This is a genomic window from Chryseobacterium defluvii, assembly GCF_014204415.1.
Taxonomy (GTDB): domain Bacteria; phylum Bacteroidota; class Bacteroidia; order Flavobacteriales; family Weeksellaceae; genus Chryseobacterium; species Chryseobacterium defluvii_A.
The window spans coordinates 405,410-419,896 of sequence record NZ_JACHLE010000002.1 but is presented as its reverse complement, the minus strand read 5'-3'; the positions used below and the strand labels follow the sequence as shown (position 1 = coordinate 419,896).

General features: G+C 37.8%; 17 protein-coding genes. 6 read left to right on the top strand and 11 right to left on the bottom strand.

Going from position 1 to position 14,487, the window contains the following annotated elements:
• The first annotated feature begins 48 nt into the window (after positions 1-48).
• Positions 49-1,119, top strand: coding sequence for a calcium:proton antiporter (locus HNP38_RS10310; protein ID WP_184188927.1), 1,071 nt, complete (start codon positions 49-51; stop codon positions 1,117-1,119).
• Here the strand turns inward: HNP38_RS10310 and HNP38_RS10305 are convergent.
• The gene (locus HNP38_RS10305) at positions 1,116-1,499 is read right to left on the bottom strand and encodes a group III truncated hemoglobin (RefSeq protein WP_184188924.1); all 384 of its coding nucleotides are present in this window, start codon (positions 1,497-1,499) and stop codon (positions 1,116-1,118) included. The genes HNP38_RS10310 and HNP38_RS10305 overlap by 4 nt on opposite strands.
• Positions 1,500-1,690: 191 nt before the next feature.
• On the opposite strand from HNP38_RS10305, the gene HNP38_RS10300 reads away from it, so the two are divergent.
• From HNP38_RS10300 to HNP38_RS10290, 3 genes are all read left to right on the top strand, one after another.
• Positions 1,691-2,662 carry an ion channel gene (locus tag HNP38_RS10300; protein WP_184189542.1) on the top strand — a complete coding sequence of 324 codons (972 nt, stop codon included), beginning with the start codon at positions 1,691-1,693 and terminating at the stop codon, positions 2,660-2,662.
• Entirely contained in the window at positions 2,662-3,150 is a 489-nt protein-coding gene (locus HNP38_RS10295) for a YkgJ family cysteine cluster protein (RefSeq protein ID WP_184188921.1), read from the top strand. The genes HNP38_RS10300 and HNP38_RS10295 overlap by 1 nt, the downstream gene beginning before the upstream one ends.
• 121 nt (positions 3,151-3,271) lie before the next feature.
• The gene (locus HNP38_RS10290) at positions 3,272-3,613 is read left to right on the top strand and encodes a hypothetical protein (protein WP_184188917.1); all 342 of its coding nucleotides are present in this window, start codon (positions 3,272-3,274) and stop codon (positions 3,611-3,613) included.
• A gap of 38 nt (positions 3,614-3,651) precedes the next feature.
• Here the strand turns inward: HNP38_RS10290 and HNP38_RS10285 are convergent, their stop codons facing one another.
• The 4 genes from HNP38_RS10285 to HNP38_RS10270 form a co-directional block, all read right to left on the bottom strand.
• Positions 3,652-4,029 carry an iron chaperone gene (locus HNP38_RS10285; protein WP_228461030.1) on the bottom strand — a complete coding sequence of 126 codons (378 nt, stop codon included), beginning with the start codon at positions 4,027-4,029 and terminating at the stop codon, positions 3,652-3,654.
• 260 nt (positions 4,030-4,289) lie between these two features.
• Positions 4,290-5,648, bottom strand: coding sequence for an NADP-specific glutamate dehydrogenase (gene gdhA / locus HNP38_RS10280; RefSeq protein ID WP_184188914.1), 1,359 nt, complete (start codon positions 5,646-5,648; stop codon positions 4,290-4,292).
• A gap of 190 nt (positions 5,649-5,838) precedes the next feature.
• Positions 5,839-6,948 carry a DNA-processing protein DprA gene (gene dprA / locus HNP38_RS10275; RefSeq protein ID WP_184188911.1) on the bottom strand — a complete coding sequence of 370 codons (1,110 nt, stop codon included), beginning with the start codon at positions 6,946-6,948 and terminating at the stop codon, positions 5,839-5,841.
• 35 nt (positions 6,949-6,983) lie between these two features.
• The gene (locus HNP38_RS10270) at positions 6,984-7,751 is read right to left on the bottom strand and encodes a rhomboid family intramembrane serine protease (RefSeq protein ID WP_184188894.1); all 768 of its coding nucleotides are present in this window, start codon (positions 7,749-7,751) and stop codon (positions 6,984-6,986) included.
• 255 nt (positions 7,752-8,006) lie between these two features.
• Here HNP38_RS10270 and HNP38_RS10265 point away from each other — a divergent pair, with 255 nt between their 5' ends.
• Positions 8,007-8,927, top strand: coding sequence for a DUF3078 domain-containing protein (locus HNP38_RS10265; RefSeq protein ID WP_184188876.1), 921 nt, complete (start codon positions 8,007-8,009; stop codon positions 8,925-8,927).
• A 65-nt stretch (positions 8,928-8,992) separates the two neighbouring features.
• Here HNP38_RS10265 and sufD read toward each other — a convergent pair whose 3' ends face one another.
• From sufD to HNP38_RS10240, 6 genes are all read right to left on the bottom strand, one after another.
• Positions 8,993-10,300, bottom strand: a complete 1,308-nt coding sequence (sufD, locus tag HNP38_RS10260; RefSeq protein ID WP_184189538.1) for a Fe-S cluster assembly protein SufD — start codon at positions 10,298-10,300, stop codon at positions 8,993-8,995.
• A gap of 114 nt (positions 10,301-10,414) precedes the next feature.
• Complete coding sequence (gene sufC, locus HNP38_RS10255; protein WP_184188873.1) at positions 10,415-11,158, bottom strand: Fe-S cluster assembly ATPase SufC; 744 nt, start codon at positions 11,156-11,158, stop codon at positions 10,415-10,417.
• A 93-nt stretch (positions 11,159-11,251) separates the two neighbouring features.
• The gene (locus HNP38_RS18145) at positions 11,252-11,458 is read right to left on the bottom strand and encodes a four helix bundle protein (protein ID WP_317166726.1); all 207 of its coding nucleotides are present in this window, start codon (positions 11,456-11,458) and stop codon (positions 11,252-11,254) included.
• The gene (locus HNP38_RS18140) at positions 11,421-11,594 is read right to left on the bottom strand and encodes a four helix bundle protein (protein ID WP_317166725.1); all 174 of its coding nucleotides are present in this window, start codon (positions 11,592-11,594) and stop codon (positions 11,421-11,423) included. Before HNP38_RS18140 ends, HNP38_RS18145 begins: the two co-directional genes overlap by 38 nt.
• Positions 11,595-11,632: 38 nt before the next feature.
• Positions 11,633-13,078 carry a Fe-S cluster assembly protein SufB gene (sufB, locus tag HNP38_RS10245; RefSeq protein ID WP_184188870.1) on the bottom strand — a complete coding sequence of 482 codons (1,446 nt, stop codon included), beginning with the start codon at positions 13,076-13,078 and terminating at the stop codon, positions 11,633-11,635.
• A gap of 41 nt (positions 13,079-13,119) precedes the next feature.
• Positions 13,120-13,449 (bottom strand): HesB/IscA family protein, encoded by a 330-nt coding sequence (locus HNP38_RS10240; RefSeq protein ID WP_184188867.1) that lies wholly within the window; start codon positions 13,447-13,449, stop codon positions 13,120-13,122.
• Between the two features lie 145 nt (positions 13,450-13,594).
• Between HNP38_RS10240 and HNP38_RS10235 the strand changes: the two genes are divergently transcribed.
• Positions 13,595-14,461 (top strand): GLPGLI family protein, encoded by an 867-nt coding sequence (locus HNP38_RS10235; protein WP_184188863.1) that lies wholly within the window; start codon positions 13,595-13,597, stop codon positions 14,459-14,461.
• The last annotated feature ends 26 nt before the right edge of the window (positions 14,462-14,487 follow it).

Genomic DNA, 14,487 nt, shown 5'->3' with positions numbered 1-14,487 from the left:
TTTTAGTATTGAAAATTTCATAGATTTTTTGTATTTTGTAAGTGATTTATGAAAGTAAAAGAACTTTTACACTATACCTGTATCATCCCTGTCCTGGCCGTACTTTATTATTTTTCCGGATTGATGGGGAAGGGTGTTGCCTATGATATCATTGCGGGTCTTTTGCTTGCAGGAAGTGTCCTTTCGGCAGTTCATCATGCGGAAGTAGTGGCTCATAAAGTGGGAGAACCTTTCGGAACCATTATTCTGGCGCTTTGTATCACTATTATTGAAGTCGCTTTAATTATTTCGCTCATGGTTGCCGGTGGCGATCAGGCGATCACATTGGCAAGAGATACCGTTTTTGCGGCTGTAATGCTTATTCTGAACGGAATTTTAGGAATTTGTATCCTGGTGGGGGGTGTAAAGTACTATGAACAGTTTTTTGCAAGGACTTCAGCCACTACCTATCTGGTGAGTATTGTATCCATACTGGTGCTTACGTTGGTACTCCCTAATTTTACCTCCAGTGTAAACGGGCCCTTTTACAATGAAGCGCAGCTCACCTTTGTTTCGATCGCCTGCCTGGTCATCTACGGAGTATTTTTGATGGTGCAGACCGTAAGACATAGAAATTATTTTACGATCCCCGAAGAGCATCCGGATGAACATTATGTTCCTTCTCGTGTCAAAACAACGGTAAGTTTCATTTTTCTTGTGGTCTGCCTGGGAATTGTGGTCTTGATGGCAAAAGGGCTTTCTACAACCATTGAAGATATGGTACAGAGTCTGGGAGCGCCAAAATCATTGGTGGGAGTAATTATAGCAGCGGTTGTCTTACTTCCTGAAGGGGTTGCAGCTATCAGAGCGGCAAGGAGTAACCAGATCCAGTCAAGTTTGAATTTAGCCTTAGGCTCTGCATTGGCAAGTATCGGACTTACGATCCCTGCGGTGGCCATGGTTTGTATAATGTATGATATTCCTTTGGTCTTGGGGCTTGACAAGAAAGACATTATCCTGCTTTCCTTATCCGTATTTATCGTAATGCTTTCCTTAAGCCGCGGAAAAACAAATATTCTTTACGGAACTGTCCTTCTGGTCAATCTTGCGGCCTATATTTTTACCGTAATCGTTCCTTAATCCAGCCTTCTGGCCATTTCCATTTTATAAGCCATTAATTTGGCAATATTTTCAGACTTATAGATCGCCATATCAGCATTTTCCCCGGCGAAATTTTCTTCAATTGTATTTCTCCAGAGTGCAAGCCATCTGTCGAAATGTTCTTTTTCCATTGCCTGAATTTCATTGATAGGGAAATGGACGGCCATTGGATTGCCTTTGTAGTTCATCTGCCCAAAAAGGATAGTTTCCCAAAACGAATACATCTTCGGAAGGTGCTTGTCCCAGTCCACTTTGGCAATATCATTAAAGAAAAACCCAATAGTCTCATCTTTAATCACTTTGGCATAAAATGAATTCACAAGATGCTCAATATCTTCTCTTGATTCCAGTTTTTTCATACTTCAAAGTTAATTCAAAATGAATTTAAAAATTCAATCATAAAGTTGATAAATTTCATGAAAACAATATTTTATCTTTGCATGTTCTTTTAATACAAAACAAGCCTATCCATTCATTATGATGCTTTTAGTAGTGTTAAAGAGTACGAAGCATTTGAAAAACAGGAATAAAAATTATTTGATTAAAAATGATGGGAAAAGGATTCAGGCAAAAGATCAGGCAGAAAAATACTGAAAACAGTGGTTTTGGAAACAATTCTTCAGGGAGATTCATCAACAAGGACGGCCTTCCTAATGTTCAAAGGCGTGGTGTGAATGTATTCAACAGGCTTAGTTGGTATCATACCATGCTGAACCTGTCGTCATTCCGTTTTATTTCGTACCTGGTGGCAGCCTATATACTGATCAACCTTGGATTTGCGTTCATCTATTACCTGATCGGGGTGGAACATCTTACCGGGATTGACAAAAGTGATCCGTTAAATGAGTTTGTGGATGTATTTTTTTTCAGCTCCCAGACCTTCACCACAGTAGGTTATGGAAGAATTGCACCTGTGGGGTTTACAGCCAGTTTAGTTGCTACTTTTGAAGCCTTTCTGGGCCTGCTTACCTTTGCGATTGCCACAGGGCTTTTTTATGGAAGGTTTTCCAGGCCGAGGGCATATTTAAGATTTTCGGATATTTCTGTTATTGCTCCCTTTCAGGGCACTGCTGCGTTAATGTTCCGGCTGGCTCCTTATAAGAACAATGCATTAACAGACGCGGATGTTATCGTTTCAACGGCTATTGAAGTTATTGAAAACGGGGTTTCCAAAAACAATTTTTACCGACTGGATACACAATTAAGTAAGATCAACACTCTGGCACTAAACTGGACTGTAGTTCATCTGATCAATGAGAGCTCTCCGTTTTATAGTTTTTCTGAAGAGGATTTTAAAAATACGAATATTGAGATCATTGTTCAGATCCGTGCATTTGATGAGGTTTTTTCCAATACGGTGGTTCAAAGGACCTCTTACCGTTCCAATGAGATCATTTACGGAGCTAAATTTACCCCGATGTATTATCCGAGCAGGGATAATCTTACTACAGTTTTGAATCTGGACAAGATCAATGAATATCAAAAAGCTGACATCCCGGTTTTAACGGAGATACAATCATAATGGATCTGGAAGATTACAAAAGAAAAGCTTTCCAAAAGCAGAAAGAGCATAAAAAATTTCTGGACGGGTTGAAGAAAAAGCCGCCCAAAAACCTGGATTATGTGGTACAGGAAACCCATGAAGAAGTTTTTGAAGAAATAGACTGCCTCCAATGCGCCAATTGTTGTAAAACAACCGGCCCGTTATATACTGAAAAAGATATTGAACGTATAGCAAAACATCTCCGCATGAAGCCTGCGGATTTTGAAACGAAATTTTTAAGAATAGACGAGGATAATGATAAAGTACTGCAAAACCTTCCCTGCTTTTTCCTCAGCAATGACAATACCTGTTCAATATACGAAGTAAGGCCAAAAGCCTGCAGAGAATATCCCCATACAGACCGTAAGAAGATTTACCAGATCAATCATCTGATGATGAAAAATACACTGATCTGCCCCGCTGCATTCGAGTTTGTGGAGAGAATTATGAAAAATTTAGGAAAATAAGGGATAATCCCAAATCGTCTTAAAGAATTATAAAGTACGTTAAATAAACACTTTACACATAATTTAATAAAAAAGTAGTCGTTTAAGAAATATTAAACAACCATTTAATAAATATTACATTATGAAAAAGTTAATTTTAACAGCTGCGTTTACATTTGTCGGAGTAATCGCTGTATCGGCTCAAACGGAAACTCAAAAACCGGTTGAAACTACGACTGATAACCAAACTAAAACTCAAACCCAACAACAGAGCACACAGGCAACAACAGACTGGAACAACGCCAGTCCCAATGCTGCTGCTCAGAATCAAAATACGGCTGCTGCAGCTACTGTAGATGCTGCCACTTCAACAACTGCAACAGATACTTCAGTAAGTACTGACACAGATGCCAGCCTGGAAGCAGCTAAACCTGCAGAGGCAACAAAAGAAGAAAAGAAAGCTAAAAAGAAAAAGGCGAAGTAGTGAAAAGTAGAAAGTAGAAATGCGGAATCCTGAAATAGTTATATTTCAGGATTTTTTTGATCAATCTCACTAATTTTAAATCTGATAATGGTATTGATTAACTCTACCGGAAGCTCCTCATCCAAAGGAAGCTGTACGGCTCCTTTCGAGAACTTATAATTTCTTTCAATGAAATCCTTTTCAAAGTTTTTAATTCCATCCGAGGCAGGGTAGAAGCCAATATGCTTTTTATAGCCGGCAAAATAAACCAAAGGTTTCCCTTTATACCGGAAAGCAGGCATCTGGTAGCCGATGTATTCTTCAATATCCGGATGCTGGGAATGAATGGTCTGTCTGAGCTGTAGCAATTTCTCCTGTACTTCTTCAAGAAAAAGCATTATATATTCATCAATATTTTTGAAAGTATTTTTCATCATGATTACATTAATTTTCGTTCAAAAAGTTTTTCAAATTCTATCATAGATTTGACAAAGTCAAACACTTTTGTGATCTTAAAAAACAAAAAGTTCTTAAAAAAATCTTAGCGAACTTTGCGTTTAAAATTATAACTCTATAAAAATAAAAAAAGCATTGAAATTTTTCAATGCTTTCTCCTTTCACTTTTTACTTTTTTCCCATTTCCCCGGGAACAGGCTATAAGAAAAAAGGCCGGGAATTTTCCCAACCTTTATATTGTTTATACTACTCCTTGTGCCAGCATTGCTTCTGCAACTTTCACGAAGCCGGCAATATTAGCTCCTTTTACATAATTTACATAGCCGTCTTCCTCTTTTCCGTAGTCTCTGCAGGCTTTGTGGATTCCTATCATGATCTCTTTCAGTCTTGCATCTACCTCTTCAGAGGTCCAGTTCAGACGAATGGAGTTTTGAGTCATCTCTAATCCTGAAGTTGCTACACCACCAGCGTTAGAAGCTTTACCAGGAGAGAATAATACTTTACTGTCTAAGAAATAATTGATTGCATCTAAAGTTGAAGGCATGTTGGCTGCTTCAGTCACGCAAACACATCCGTTTTCAACCAATTTTTTAGCATCTTCAAGGTCTAATTCATTCTGAGTTGCTGAAGGCATCGCTACATCACACTTCACTTCCCAAGGGCGTTTTCCTGCATGGAATTCGGCAGAAGGATATTTTTTGGCATAATCTTCGGCTCTGTTGTTTCCGGAAGCTCTAAGCTCCAGTAAGTAATCGATCTTTTCACCATCGATACCGTCTTTATCATAGATGTAACCGTCGGGCCCGGAAATAGTTACTACCTTTCCTCCCAGTTCAGATACTTTTTTGATCACTCCCCAGGCTACGTTTCCGAAACCTGAAACCGTTACTGTTTTATCTTTAAATGTCTGTCCGATAGTCTTAAGCATTTGCTCAGCGAAGTAAACAACACCGTATCCTGTAGCTTCAGGACGGATCAGTGAACCCCCATAAGCAAGACCTTTACCTGTAAGAACTCCGGTAAATTCGTTTCTGATCTTCTTATATTGCCCGAAAAGATAACCGATCTCTCTGGCGCCTACACCAATATCTCCCGCAGGAACATCCGTTTCAGGACCGATATGCTTACATAATTCTGTCATGAAAGCCTGGCAGAAACGCATTACTTCCATATCAGACTTCCCTTGAGGGTCAAAATCCGAACCTCCTTTTCCTCCTCCCATTGGAAGAGTAGTCAGGGAGTTTTTAAATACCTGCTCAAAAGCAAGGAACTTAAGAACAGATAAATTTACCGTAGGGTGGAAACGGATTCCTCCTTTATATGGCCCGATCGCAGAGTTCATCTGAATCCTGAATCCTCTGTTTACCTGGATCTCTCCTTTGTCATCAACCCATGGAACTCTGAATATAATGATCCTTTCCGCTTCAGCCATTCTTTCAAGAAGCTTCATTCCGTTATATTCTTTCTTTGTAGCAATGAACGGAATTACAGTTACAGCAACTTCTTTTACAGCTTGCAAGAACTCCGGTTCATTTGGATTTTTTGCTTCAATCTTAGCGATAAAATCCTGGATTTTCTGCTCAATATTATATTGTTCCATAGAGTAAGGTTGAATATTATTGCCAACAAATTTAATTTTTTTTTCAAGATTCACAACACCTTAATGAAACATTGCTGAAAATTTAAAAATATAATGACTTAATATTATTAAACTGACAATTTGAAGGCAAATATTATTAAAAATTAAATCTTATTTGTAAAATAATGCAATATTAAGAAATCGTTAAATCTTAGATCGAGATAAATTGTCTCCCGGAAAATGATTTCACTTTCCCTAAAAGCTCTAATTCTAAAATTATAGCTAAAATCTGATGGGAAGAAAAATCTGTTTTGTCGGCTAAACCATCTATGGAAATTTTAGGATGGCAGGTTATGGACTGGTAGATTATTTTCTGATTTTCAGATAATTGTGTATGTGTTTCGCTGCTAGGGAAAAGATCACCCGGTTTTACAGAAGGTATGCTGAAACCAAGATAATCAATGAGATCTTTAAGGGTTGAAATGGCTGTTGCCTTATTTTGTAAGATCAGCTGATTGCACCCCTGGCTATATTGATCCGTAATTTTCCCGGGAAGTGCAAAAACATCCCTGTTGTATTGATTGGCAAAAGTTGCCGTGCTTATTGATCCACCGCCAAAACCGGTTTCCACCACAATGGTAGAAGGAGAAATTCCCGCAATGATCCTGTTCCTCTGAATAAAATTTTCCCTGTCCGGTTTTCGGGAAGAATTAAATTCAGTGATCAGTGCTCCACCCTCTGCCAGTATTTTTTCCGCAAGTTTTTTATTCTTTGAAGGATATAAGGTGTGAAATCCGTGGGCAAGAACAGCAACTGTAGGAATTTTGTACTGAATGGATCGTTCATGAACTTCTTTATCTGCTCCTAAAGCAAGTCCGCTTATAGAAATATAATGGCAATTCCCGGTTTCTTCAAAAAAATCAGTTATAAATTGCCTGCCATATGAGGTAATATTCCTTGTACCTATAAGGCTTATGGTCTTTATGGAATGATCAAAGTGGCCTTTCTGATATAAAATGGCAGGAGCATCATCACATTCATTCAGTAAAAAAGGAAGATCGTTAAGATGCCTTAGCTTAATCCGTACATTATTCTTTTCACAAAATTTCAGTTCTTTTTCAGCAAACTTCAGATATTCGGGATTGCCTATATCCATAACCGTTTTTCTGCTGATACCCTCTATCGGTTGATGCCCTTTTTTTGCATTTTCCCATGCATTTTTAGCACTTCCGAATGCCCGTACAAGTTTAAGGAAATTGATATCACCAATCTGACTGCATTCGCGGAGTGCGATTGCATAAAGATGTTCTTCGGAAATCATTGTGTGTTTTTATTTCAAATGTAATGAAATAAGTCTTACCTTTTTCTTAATTCATCCAGATGATCCCAGATTTCGTCTCTTTTTTTATAAGGCATTTCCAGAAAATCCTCAGGGTGCCTTTCTTTATATTCCTGCCACAGCCTGTCATCTTTTTCACTGTAATAATTAGGAAATTCCCATATGAACTTTCTTTTTTTTTCACCTACATTTTTGAAAACAAAAGCGATAATACTCCCTACAACAGCTCCGGCAAGGTGTGCCTGCCAGGATATTTTGCTTGGCTCATTAAGGGTATAGAATAGCTCTTCCGGAAACATTCCCCAAATGAGACTTCCGTAATACAGTACTACAAGTAAGGAAATGGTAAGGAGTTTCATATTCCATTTGAAAACACCGCTAAAAAATAGGAAAAAGGCTAATACATATACTACACCACTTGCTCCGATGGTACATGTATAAAGGTACTCGCCCGTAAGTATATCAATAGGAGGAAGAAGCCAGACCAACAAGCCTGTTGCCAGCCATCCCAAGATGAAAACCCTATTGGCTACCAAAGGGTAAAACTGGTATAAAAGGAACATGAGTGCTGCAATAGGAATTGAATTGCTAATAATATGGTCCAGGTTTCCGTGTAAAAGAGGTGCCGTAATCACGCCCAATAAACCTTCAGGCAATAAGGGAATAATAGCTCCAAAACAGCTGTCAAAAAAGCCCTGCATCTGCAGAAAATAGCCTAACCACATGGCCGAAAGCATCAGCAAAGGGTTTATGATCGCTCTTTTGGAAATTACATTTTTAAACATGCAGGAAATACGTCAAATCAAAAGCCAACAATAAATTTCGGAAAATTTGGCGATGATTTTGTGAGGGTTATTTTATTTTAAGACAAAAGGTAATGATTTTAAGGAACTTTGGGTTTTTTAGTATATTATTTTGTCATTGACGAGCAGAAGTTAATTATTTTGAAGGATATATTCTTCATATGGTATTCATTGTATAGTGACTTTTTCTTTTAACAAAAATTATATTTTTATTTTTGCACAGAAATTCTTTTATATATGAAAAAACTTTTATTGGTCATTTCTGTTTCTTTAGGGATAAGTGTGACCTCACAGGAAACCAAAACTGACGCTCCTGCTGCTGATACGATCAAAGCATGGTCAGTTCAGGGACAAAATACTTTAATGCTTAACCAGGCTGCCTTTTCTAATTGGGTAGGCGGTGGGGCCAATAACGTGGGATGGCTGGCCGGAGCTAATTATAATCTGACTTATGAAAAAGGTAAAGATCTTTGGGAAAATATTATTGTTCTCGGGTACGGGCAGAATAATACGAAAGGGATAGGAACAAGAAAGACCCAGGATGTGCTTAATCTTTCCACTAATTATGGGAGGGAGTTTGCGAAGAACTGGTATTTCTCAGTCGGAGCAAGTTTGCTGACTCAGTTCGCAGCAGGTTATGATGACGGCAACAATCCGGAAGCAGCTAAAATTTCAAACTTTATGGCTCCTGGATATGTGAATGTAGGTGCCGGGGTTACTTATCGTCCTAATGATAACTTTACAATGACTCTGCGTCCTGCCAATGCAAGATGGACCTTTGTTCTGGATGAAGATTTACAGAAAGCAGGAACATACGGATTAAAAAATGACGGGGATTCATCATTATTCCAGTTCGGTTTCTTAGGAACAGCTATTTATAAGGTGAAACTTATGGAGAATATTAACCTGACAAATACGGCTTCTGTATTTTCAAACTATCTGGATCATCCGGAAAGGCTGGTTCTTGCCTATGGGGCAGTCTTAAATATGAAGATCAACAAATATATTTCATCGAATATAACCCTGGACCTGCTGTATGACCATAACCAGATCAAGCGAACGCAGCTGAAGCAGACTTTAGGTGTTGGTCTGGCATATAATATTGATAATGGAGTAAAGCGTTCTTCTAAAAAAGATAATCAGTCTTGGTTAAAATAATTAATCAGGACTGAAATCAAAAAGCACTTCCGCCGGAAGTGCTTTTTGATTATCAATTATCTATCTTAAAACTCAATATCTACATTCAGCTTTTCAGCCAATAGTTTCGATATTTTTTCTTTAAGAGGCTCAATGTCAATGTTCTGCATGGCGTCATTGGCAAATGCATATAAAAGTAAAGCTTGCGCTTCTTTTTTGGAGATACCTCTTGCCCTTAAATAAAATAAGGCGTCTTCATTCAATTGTCCTACAGTACAGCCGTGAGAACATTTTACATCATCCGCAAAAATTTCAAGTTGAGGTTTGGTATCAATGGTGGCGCCTTCATTTAAAAGCACATTATTATTTTGCTGGTAAGCATTTGTTTTTTGAGCTACCTTATCTACAAAAACCTTTCCATTGAAAACACCGTGGGCATTGTCCCCGAAGATACCCTTATAGTTTTGATAACTTTCGCAATTGGGAAAGTTATGATGCACTGCCGTATGATGATCTACTAATTGGTCTTTCCCGATAATAGTGATCCCGTTCATGAAAGAATTGATATTCTGTCCGTTATGAATAAAATCCAGGTTGTTTCTTACCAGTTTACCTCCAAAAGAGAAGGTATTCACAGTCGTTAAGCTGTCTTTTTCCTGTTTTGCAAAGGTATTGTCGATCAGATAGGAGGTATCATTATCATTCTGGAGTTTATGCCAGTCTGCTTTTGCATTGGGATACGTGAAAATTTCAGTCACAGAGTTCGTCAATACGAAGGTATCATCAAAATTATGATGGCTTTCAATGACCTCCACTTTGGCCCCGTCTTCTACAATTAATAAATTTCTTGTATTGTAGAACGTATTTTCCTCCTGATTTTGTGAAAGATAGAAAATGTGAATTGGTTTTTCAATCACTACATTTTTAGGCACTTTCAGGAAAAAACCATATTTGCAGTAGGCTAGATTCAAATTGATGAAAGCAGAGCCTTGGGAAGCAATCGTATTGAAATAAGTATCAAAAACCTCTTTATGCTTTTCATCATTCAAAGCATAGTTGAATGAAAGAAATTCTACATTTTCAATAGAGATCTTTGATAGCTCTTTATGAAGTTTACCATTTACAAAAACGATCCAGTCAAAATTTTCTTCTCCCAAATGCAGCTGGTCTAACTGCTCTTTGGTGATATTGTGACTTTCTTTCGGAAAGAAATTATATTCCTTTTCAGTGATCTCCTTTAGGTTGGTATATTTATATTCTTCGTCTTTTTTGGTCGGAAAACCAGCGGTTTCAAATCTTTGAAGAGCTGCCTTTCTGCTTTCGTCTAAAAACCTGTGACGAAGACTCTCCAGAAATTTACCGTGGTTGTCTGTAATTTGTTCGTATAAAGCCATTACTGATATTTCGGCCATCACACCTTATTTATATATTTTAAAATAATTTGTTTTAATTTTTACGGATTATCCGTTTATTATCATGTGGGAAATCCCAGATAATATGCGCGATGATTAATTCAATAACCAGTCGTAACCTTTGCTTTCAAGCTCTAACGCCAGAGATTTATCACCTGTTTTAATGATCTTACCATCTGCTAAAACATGAACAAAATCAGGCTGGATATAATTAAGCAATCTCTGGTAGTGAGTAATCAGAAGAACGGCATTTCCCTCATTTTTAAATGTGTTGACACCATCTGCAACAATTCTTAAAGCGTCAATATCTAGTCCTGAATCTGTTTCATCAAGAATAGCCAGTTTGGGATTAAGCATCATCATCTGGAAGATCTCGTTTCTCTTCTTTTCACCTCCGGAAAATCCTTCATTTAAAGATCTGGAAAGGAAATCTTTTTTAATTCCTAATTTTTCAGACTTTTCACGGATCATTCCTAACATTTCTTTGGCAGGCATTTCTTCTAATCCGTTTGCTTTTCTGTTTTCATTCAGAGCCGCTTTGATAAAATTGGTTACAGAAACCCCCGGAATTTCCACCGGATACTGAAAAGAAAGGAAAATCCCTTTATGCGCCCTGTCCTCAGGAGCATCTTCATTAATATTCTCTCCATCGAAAATAATGTCCCCATCCGTAATTTCATAGTCTTCTTTTCCTGCAATTACAGAAGAAAGAGTAGATTTTCCGGCTCCGTTCGGTCCCATAATAGCGTGAACTTCACCTGGTTTTATTTCAAGATTGATTCCTTTTAAAATTTCTGCACCATCTTCAATTCTGGCGTGTAAGTTTTTTATTTCTAACATAAATCTGATATGATAATTAGATAATATGGTAATTAGGTAATAGAGGAAGAATGCAAATGTAAACTACGATTCTCAAATTATCTTATTCTCAAATTATCTCATTTTTGATGTAATTATTATTTTATTTGTAATATTTTCAATTTCTTTTAAATGTTCAAGCAAATCATCACAATTAGGGTAATTTTCAGAATGCTTGCATAAAAGTAACCAATAATTTGTTTCTTCTATTTCTTTTGCTGCAATTTTGAATTTATGTATAAAATCATTTTTGCTTTCTGAATTTTGTGCTTCTCTTATCATTGGCTCCAATCGATGTTCCTGATTTTAAAAGCTGGTTTGATATGACAAACCTTTTTTGTTCATGAAGTAATTCACAATATTTAATAATGAGTAATGAAAAATTGAATGTTTTACTTAAAATTATATTTTCTTTCATTACCTGATTATCACATTCTCAAATTACCTCATTTTTAATTATCCAACGGAGCCTTCTAATGAAATCTCTAGTAATTTCTGAGCCTCGATGGCAAACTCCATAGGAAGTTTATTTAAAACTTCTTTGCTGAAGCCATTTACGATCAGAGCAATGGCTCTTTCCGTATCTATCCCTCTCTGGTTGCAGTAGAAGATCTGGTCTTCCCCGATTTTTGAGGTTGTAGCTTCATGCTCCAGCTGTGCAGAAGGATCTTTGATCTCAATATAAGGGAAAGTATGTGCGCCACATTCATTGCCCATCAATAGGGAATCGCACTGAGAAAAGTTTCTGGCTCCTTTGGCAGAAGGCATTACTTTTACCAGTCCCCTGTATGAGTTATTGGATTTCCCAGCCGAAATACCTTTAGAAATGATCGTTGACTTTGTATTCTTTCCGATATGGATCATTTTTGTTCCCGTATCTGCATATTGGTGATTATTGGTCACCGCAATAGAGTAGAATTCTCCGATAGAACCGTCTCCTTTCAGAATGCACGAAGGATATTTCCATGTTACGGCAGAACCTGTTTCTACTTGGGTCCAGGAGATTTTTGCATTTTTCTCACAAAGCCCTCTTTTCGTCACAAAGTTGAAAACCCCTCCTTTTCCTTCTTCATTCCCCGGATACCAGTTCTGAACGGTTGAATATTTGATTTCAGCATTATCCAGTGCGATTAATTCCACAACGGCAGCGTGGAGCTGATTTTCATCTCTTGACGGGGCAGTACACCCTTCAAGATAAGAAACATAGCTTCCTTCATCAGCAATAACAAGGGTTCTTTCAAACTGCCCTGTACCTGCCTGATTGATACGGAAATATGTGGAGAGCTCCATCGGGCATCTTACGCCTTTCGGGATATAGCAGAAACTTCCGTCAGAAAATACGGCAGAATTTAGTGCCGAATAAAAGTTGTCTCCTCTCGGAACTACTTTTCCAAGGTATTTTCTTACTAAATCAGGATGGGTTCTGATCGCTTCAGAGATCGAGCAGAAAATAATTCCTTTTTCCGCCAATGTGTCCTGAAATGTTGTTTTTACTGAGACAGAGTCCATTACAATATCAACCGCAACTCCTGAAAGCCTTTTTTGTTCCTCGATATTAATTCCTAACTTTTCGAAAGTCTTTAATAATTCCGGGTCCACCTCATCCAGGCTTGCCAGTTCCGGTTTTATTTTGGGGGCAGCATAATAACGAATAGCCTGAAAGTCAGGCTTTTCATACTTAATATTCGCCCATGTAGGTTCTTCCATTTTCAGCCAGATCCTGAAAGATTCCAGACGCCATTCTGTCATCCATTCCGGCTCTTCTTTTTTAGCAGAGATGGCACGGATGATATCCTCATTTAAGCCGATCGGGAAGTCTTCATAATCAATCTTCGTTTCCCATCCGAACTCGTATTTTTTATTTTCTAAATCGACACGCAGGTCGTCTTCTGTGTACTTCATAATTATCTAAATCTATGAATTTCTAAATCTTTTAATTTATCTTAAAGACTGAAACTCTCTCCGCATCCGCACGTTCTGGATGCATTCGGATTGTTAAAAACAAATCCTTTTCCGTTTAATCCTCCGGAATACTCTAAAATGGTTCCCGCTAAGTAAAGGATCGATTTTTTGTCTACAATGATTTTGATCCCATTGTCTTCAAAAATCTGGTCAGTATCTGTTTTTTCGTTGTCAAACCTCAAAACATATTCTAAACCGGAGCACCCGCCACTTTTCACCCCCACTCTTATATAGTCTTCAGCAGGGTTAAAGCCGTCTTCTGTCATCAGTTGAACAGCTTTTGCCTTTGCATGATCTGATACTTTTATCATTGTATTTATTTAGAATGATTTAATTATGCAAAACTACGAACAATAATTAGGAAATAAAAATCAACATTTTTATTTTATCGATTTTTATTATTGATAGCTTTAACTTTGATAATCTTTTGAAATCCAAACAATAAATAATTTTAAAATGAAGAGAATTGGCATTATTGCTTTAGCACTGTTTATGCAGAATGTTTTTGCACAAGCGAACAGGTTTGTCTACCAGGTGACAATGAAGCCGGATGCATCCAATAAAAATGAGATAAAAACAGAGAATGCTTATTTAGACATTTCTGCGGAAAAGTCTCTTTTTTACTCTGAGAACAGGTATAAAAGGGATTCCATTATGCAGCGGGCATTTCAGGGTGGCGGCGGAAGAGGAAGTATTAACAGGGATCAGATGGAAACATTGAGATCAAATATTAATTATTCGGTTGAAAAGGATAAGACGGATCAAAAAACAGTCTTTAAGGACAGACTGGGAAGGTATATTTATTCTTATGAGGAAGATCGCTCCTTAAACTGGAAGATTCTTCCGGAAACTACAAAAATAGGGGAGTATAAGGTTCAGAAGGCAGAAACGGATTTTGCAGGACGGAAATGGACGGCCTGGTTCACTACAGATCTTCCTTATCAGGATGGGCCTTATAAATTTGGAGGGCTTCCGGGTTTAATTGTTAAAGTGGAAGATGATCAGGGGGATTATTCTTTTGACCTGATGAAAAACTATAAAATTGATGAGCTTCCGGGTTTGAATCAGTTTGGAAATACCATAAAAGTCAAGAGAGTGGATTTTGTGAAGCAGCAGAAAAAATTTCTGGATGACCCTATGTCTTTCATCGCCCAAAGTAGCGGCGGTGGGGCCGGGCCAATGAGGATAGGCGGTGGCGGAGGAAACCGTGGCGGCGGTGGATTTGGTGGCGGAAATCAAAATCCGGCAGAAATGAGAAAAAGAATGGAGGAGAGGATAAAAGAAGAGGTTAAGAGAAACAGTAATCCGATCGAATTGCAATAGTAAAAATAAAACCCTGAAACAACATT

Excerpts from the sequence above, each read along its gene's own strand:
- HNP38_RS10310 (WP_184188927.1), top strand. The coding sequence starts at position 49 with ATGAAAGTAAAAGAACTTTTACACTATACCTGTATCATCCCTGTCCTG.
- HNP38_RS10305 (WP_184188924.1), bottom strand. The coding sequence starts at position 1,499 with ATGAAAAAACTGGAATCAAGAGAAGATATTGAGCATCTTGTGAATTCA.
- HNP38_RS10300 (WP_184189542.1), top strand. The coding sequence starts at position 1,691 with ATGGGAAAAGGATTCAGGCAAAAGATCAGGCAGAAAAATACTGAAAAC.
- HNP38_RS10295 (WP_184188921.1), top strand. The coding sequence starts at position 2,662 with ATGGATCTGGAAGATTACAAAAGAAAAGCTTTCCAAAAGCAGAAAGAG.
- HNP38_RS10290 (WP_184188917.1), top strand. The coding sequence starts at position 3,272 with ATGAAAAAGTTAATTTTAACAGCTGCGTTTACATTTGTCGGAGTAATC.
- HNP38_RS10285 (WP_228461030.1), bottom strand. The coding sequence starts at position 4,029 with ATGATGAAAAATACTTTCAAAAATATTGATGAATATATAATGCTTTTT.
- gdhA (WP_184188914.1), bottom strand. The coding sequence starts at position 5,648 with ATGGAACAATATAATATTGAGCAGAAAATCCAGGATTTTATCGCTAAG.
- dprA (WP_184188911.1), bottom strand. The coding sequence starts at position 6,948 with ATGATTTCCGAAGAACATCTTTATGCAATCGCACTCCGCGAATGCAGT.
- HNP38_RS10270 (WP_184188894.1), bottom strand. The coding sequence starts at position 7,751 with ATGTTTAAAAATGTAATTTCCAAAAGAGCGATCATAAACCCTTTGCTG.
- HNP38_RS10265 (WP_184188876.1), top strand. The coding sequence starts at position 8,007 with ATGAAAAAACTTTTATTGGTCATTTCTGTTTCTTTAGGGATAAGTGTG.
- sufD (WP_184189538.1), bottom strand. The coding sequence starts at position 10,300 with ATGGCTTTATACGAACAAATTACAGACAACCACGGTAAATTTCTGGAG.
- sufC (WP_184188873.1), bottom strand. The coding sequence starts at position 11,158 with ATGTTAGAAATAAAAAACTTACACGCCAGAATTGAAGATGGTGCAGAA.
- HNP38_RS18145 (WP_317166726.1), bottom strand. The coding sequence starts at position 11,458 with ATGATAAGAGAAGCACAAAATTCAGAAAGCAAAAATGATTTTATACAT.
- HNP38_RS18140 (WP_317166725.1), bottom strand. The coding sequence starts at position 11,594 with ATGAAAGAAAATATAATTTTAAGTAAAACATTCAATTTTTCATTACTC.
- sufB (WP_184188870.1), bottom strand. The coding sequence starts at position 13,078 with ATGAAGTACACAGAAGACGACCTGCGTGTCGATTTAGAAAATAAAAAA.
- HNP38_RS10240 (WP_184188867.1), bottom strand. The coding sequence starts at position 13,449 with ATGATAAAAGTATCAGATCATGCAAAGGCAAAAGCTGTTCAACTGATG.
- HNP38_RS10235 (WP_184188863.1), top strand. The coding sequence starts at position 13,595 with ATGAAGAGAATTGGCATTATTGCTTTAGCACTGTTTATGCAGAATGTT.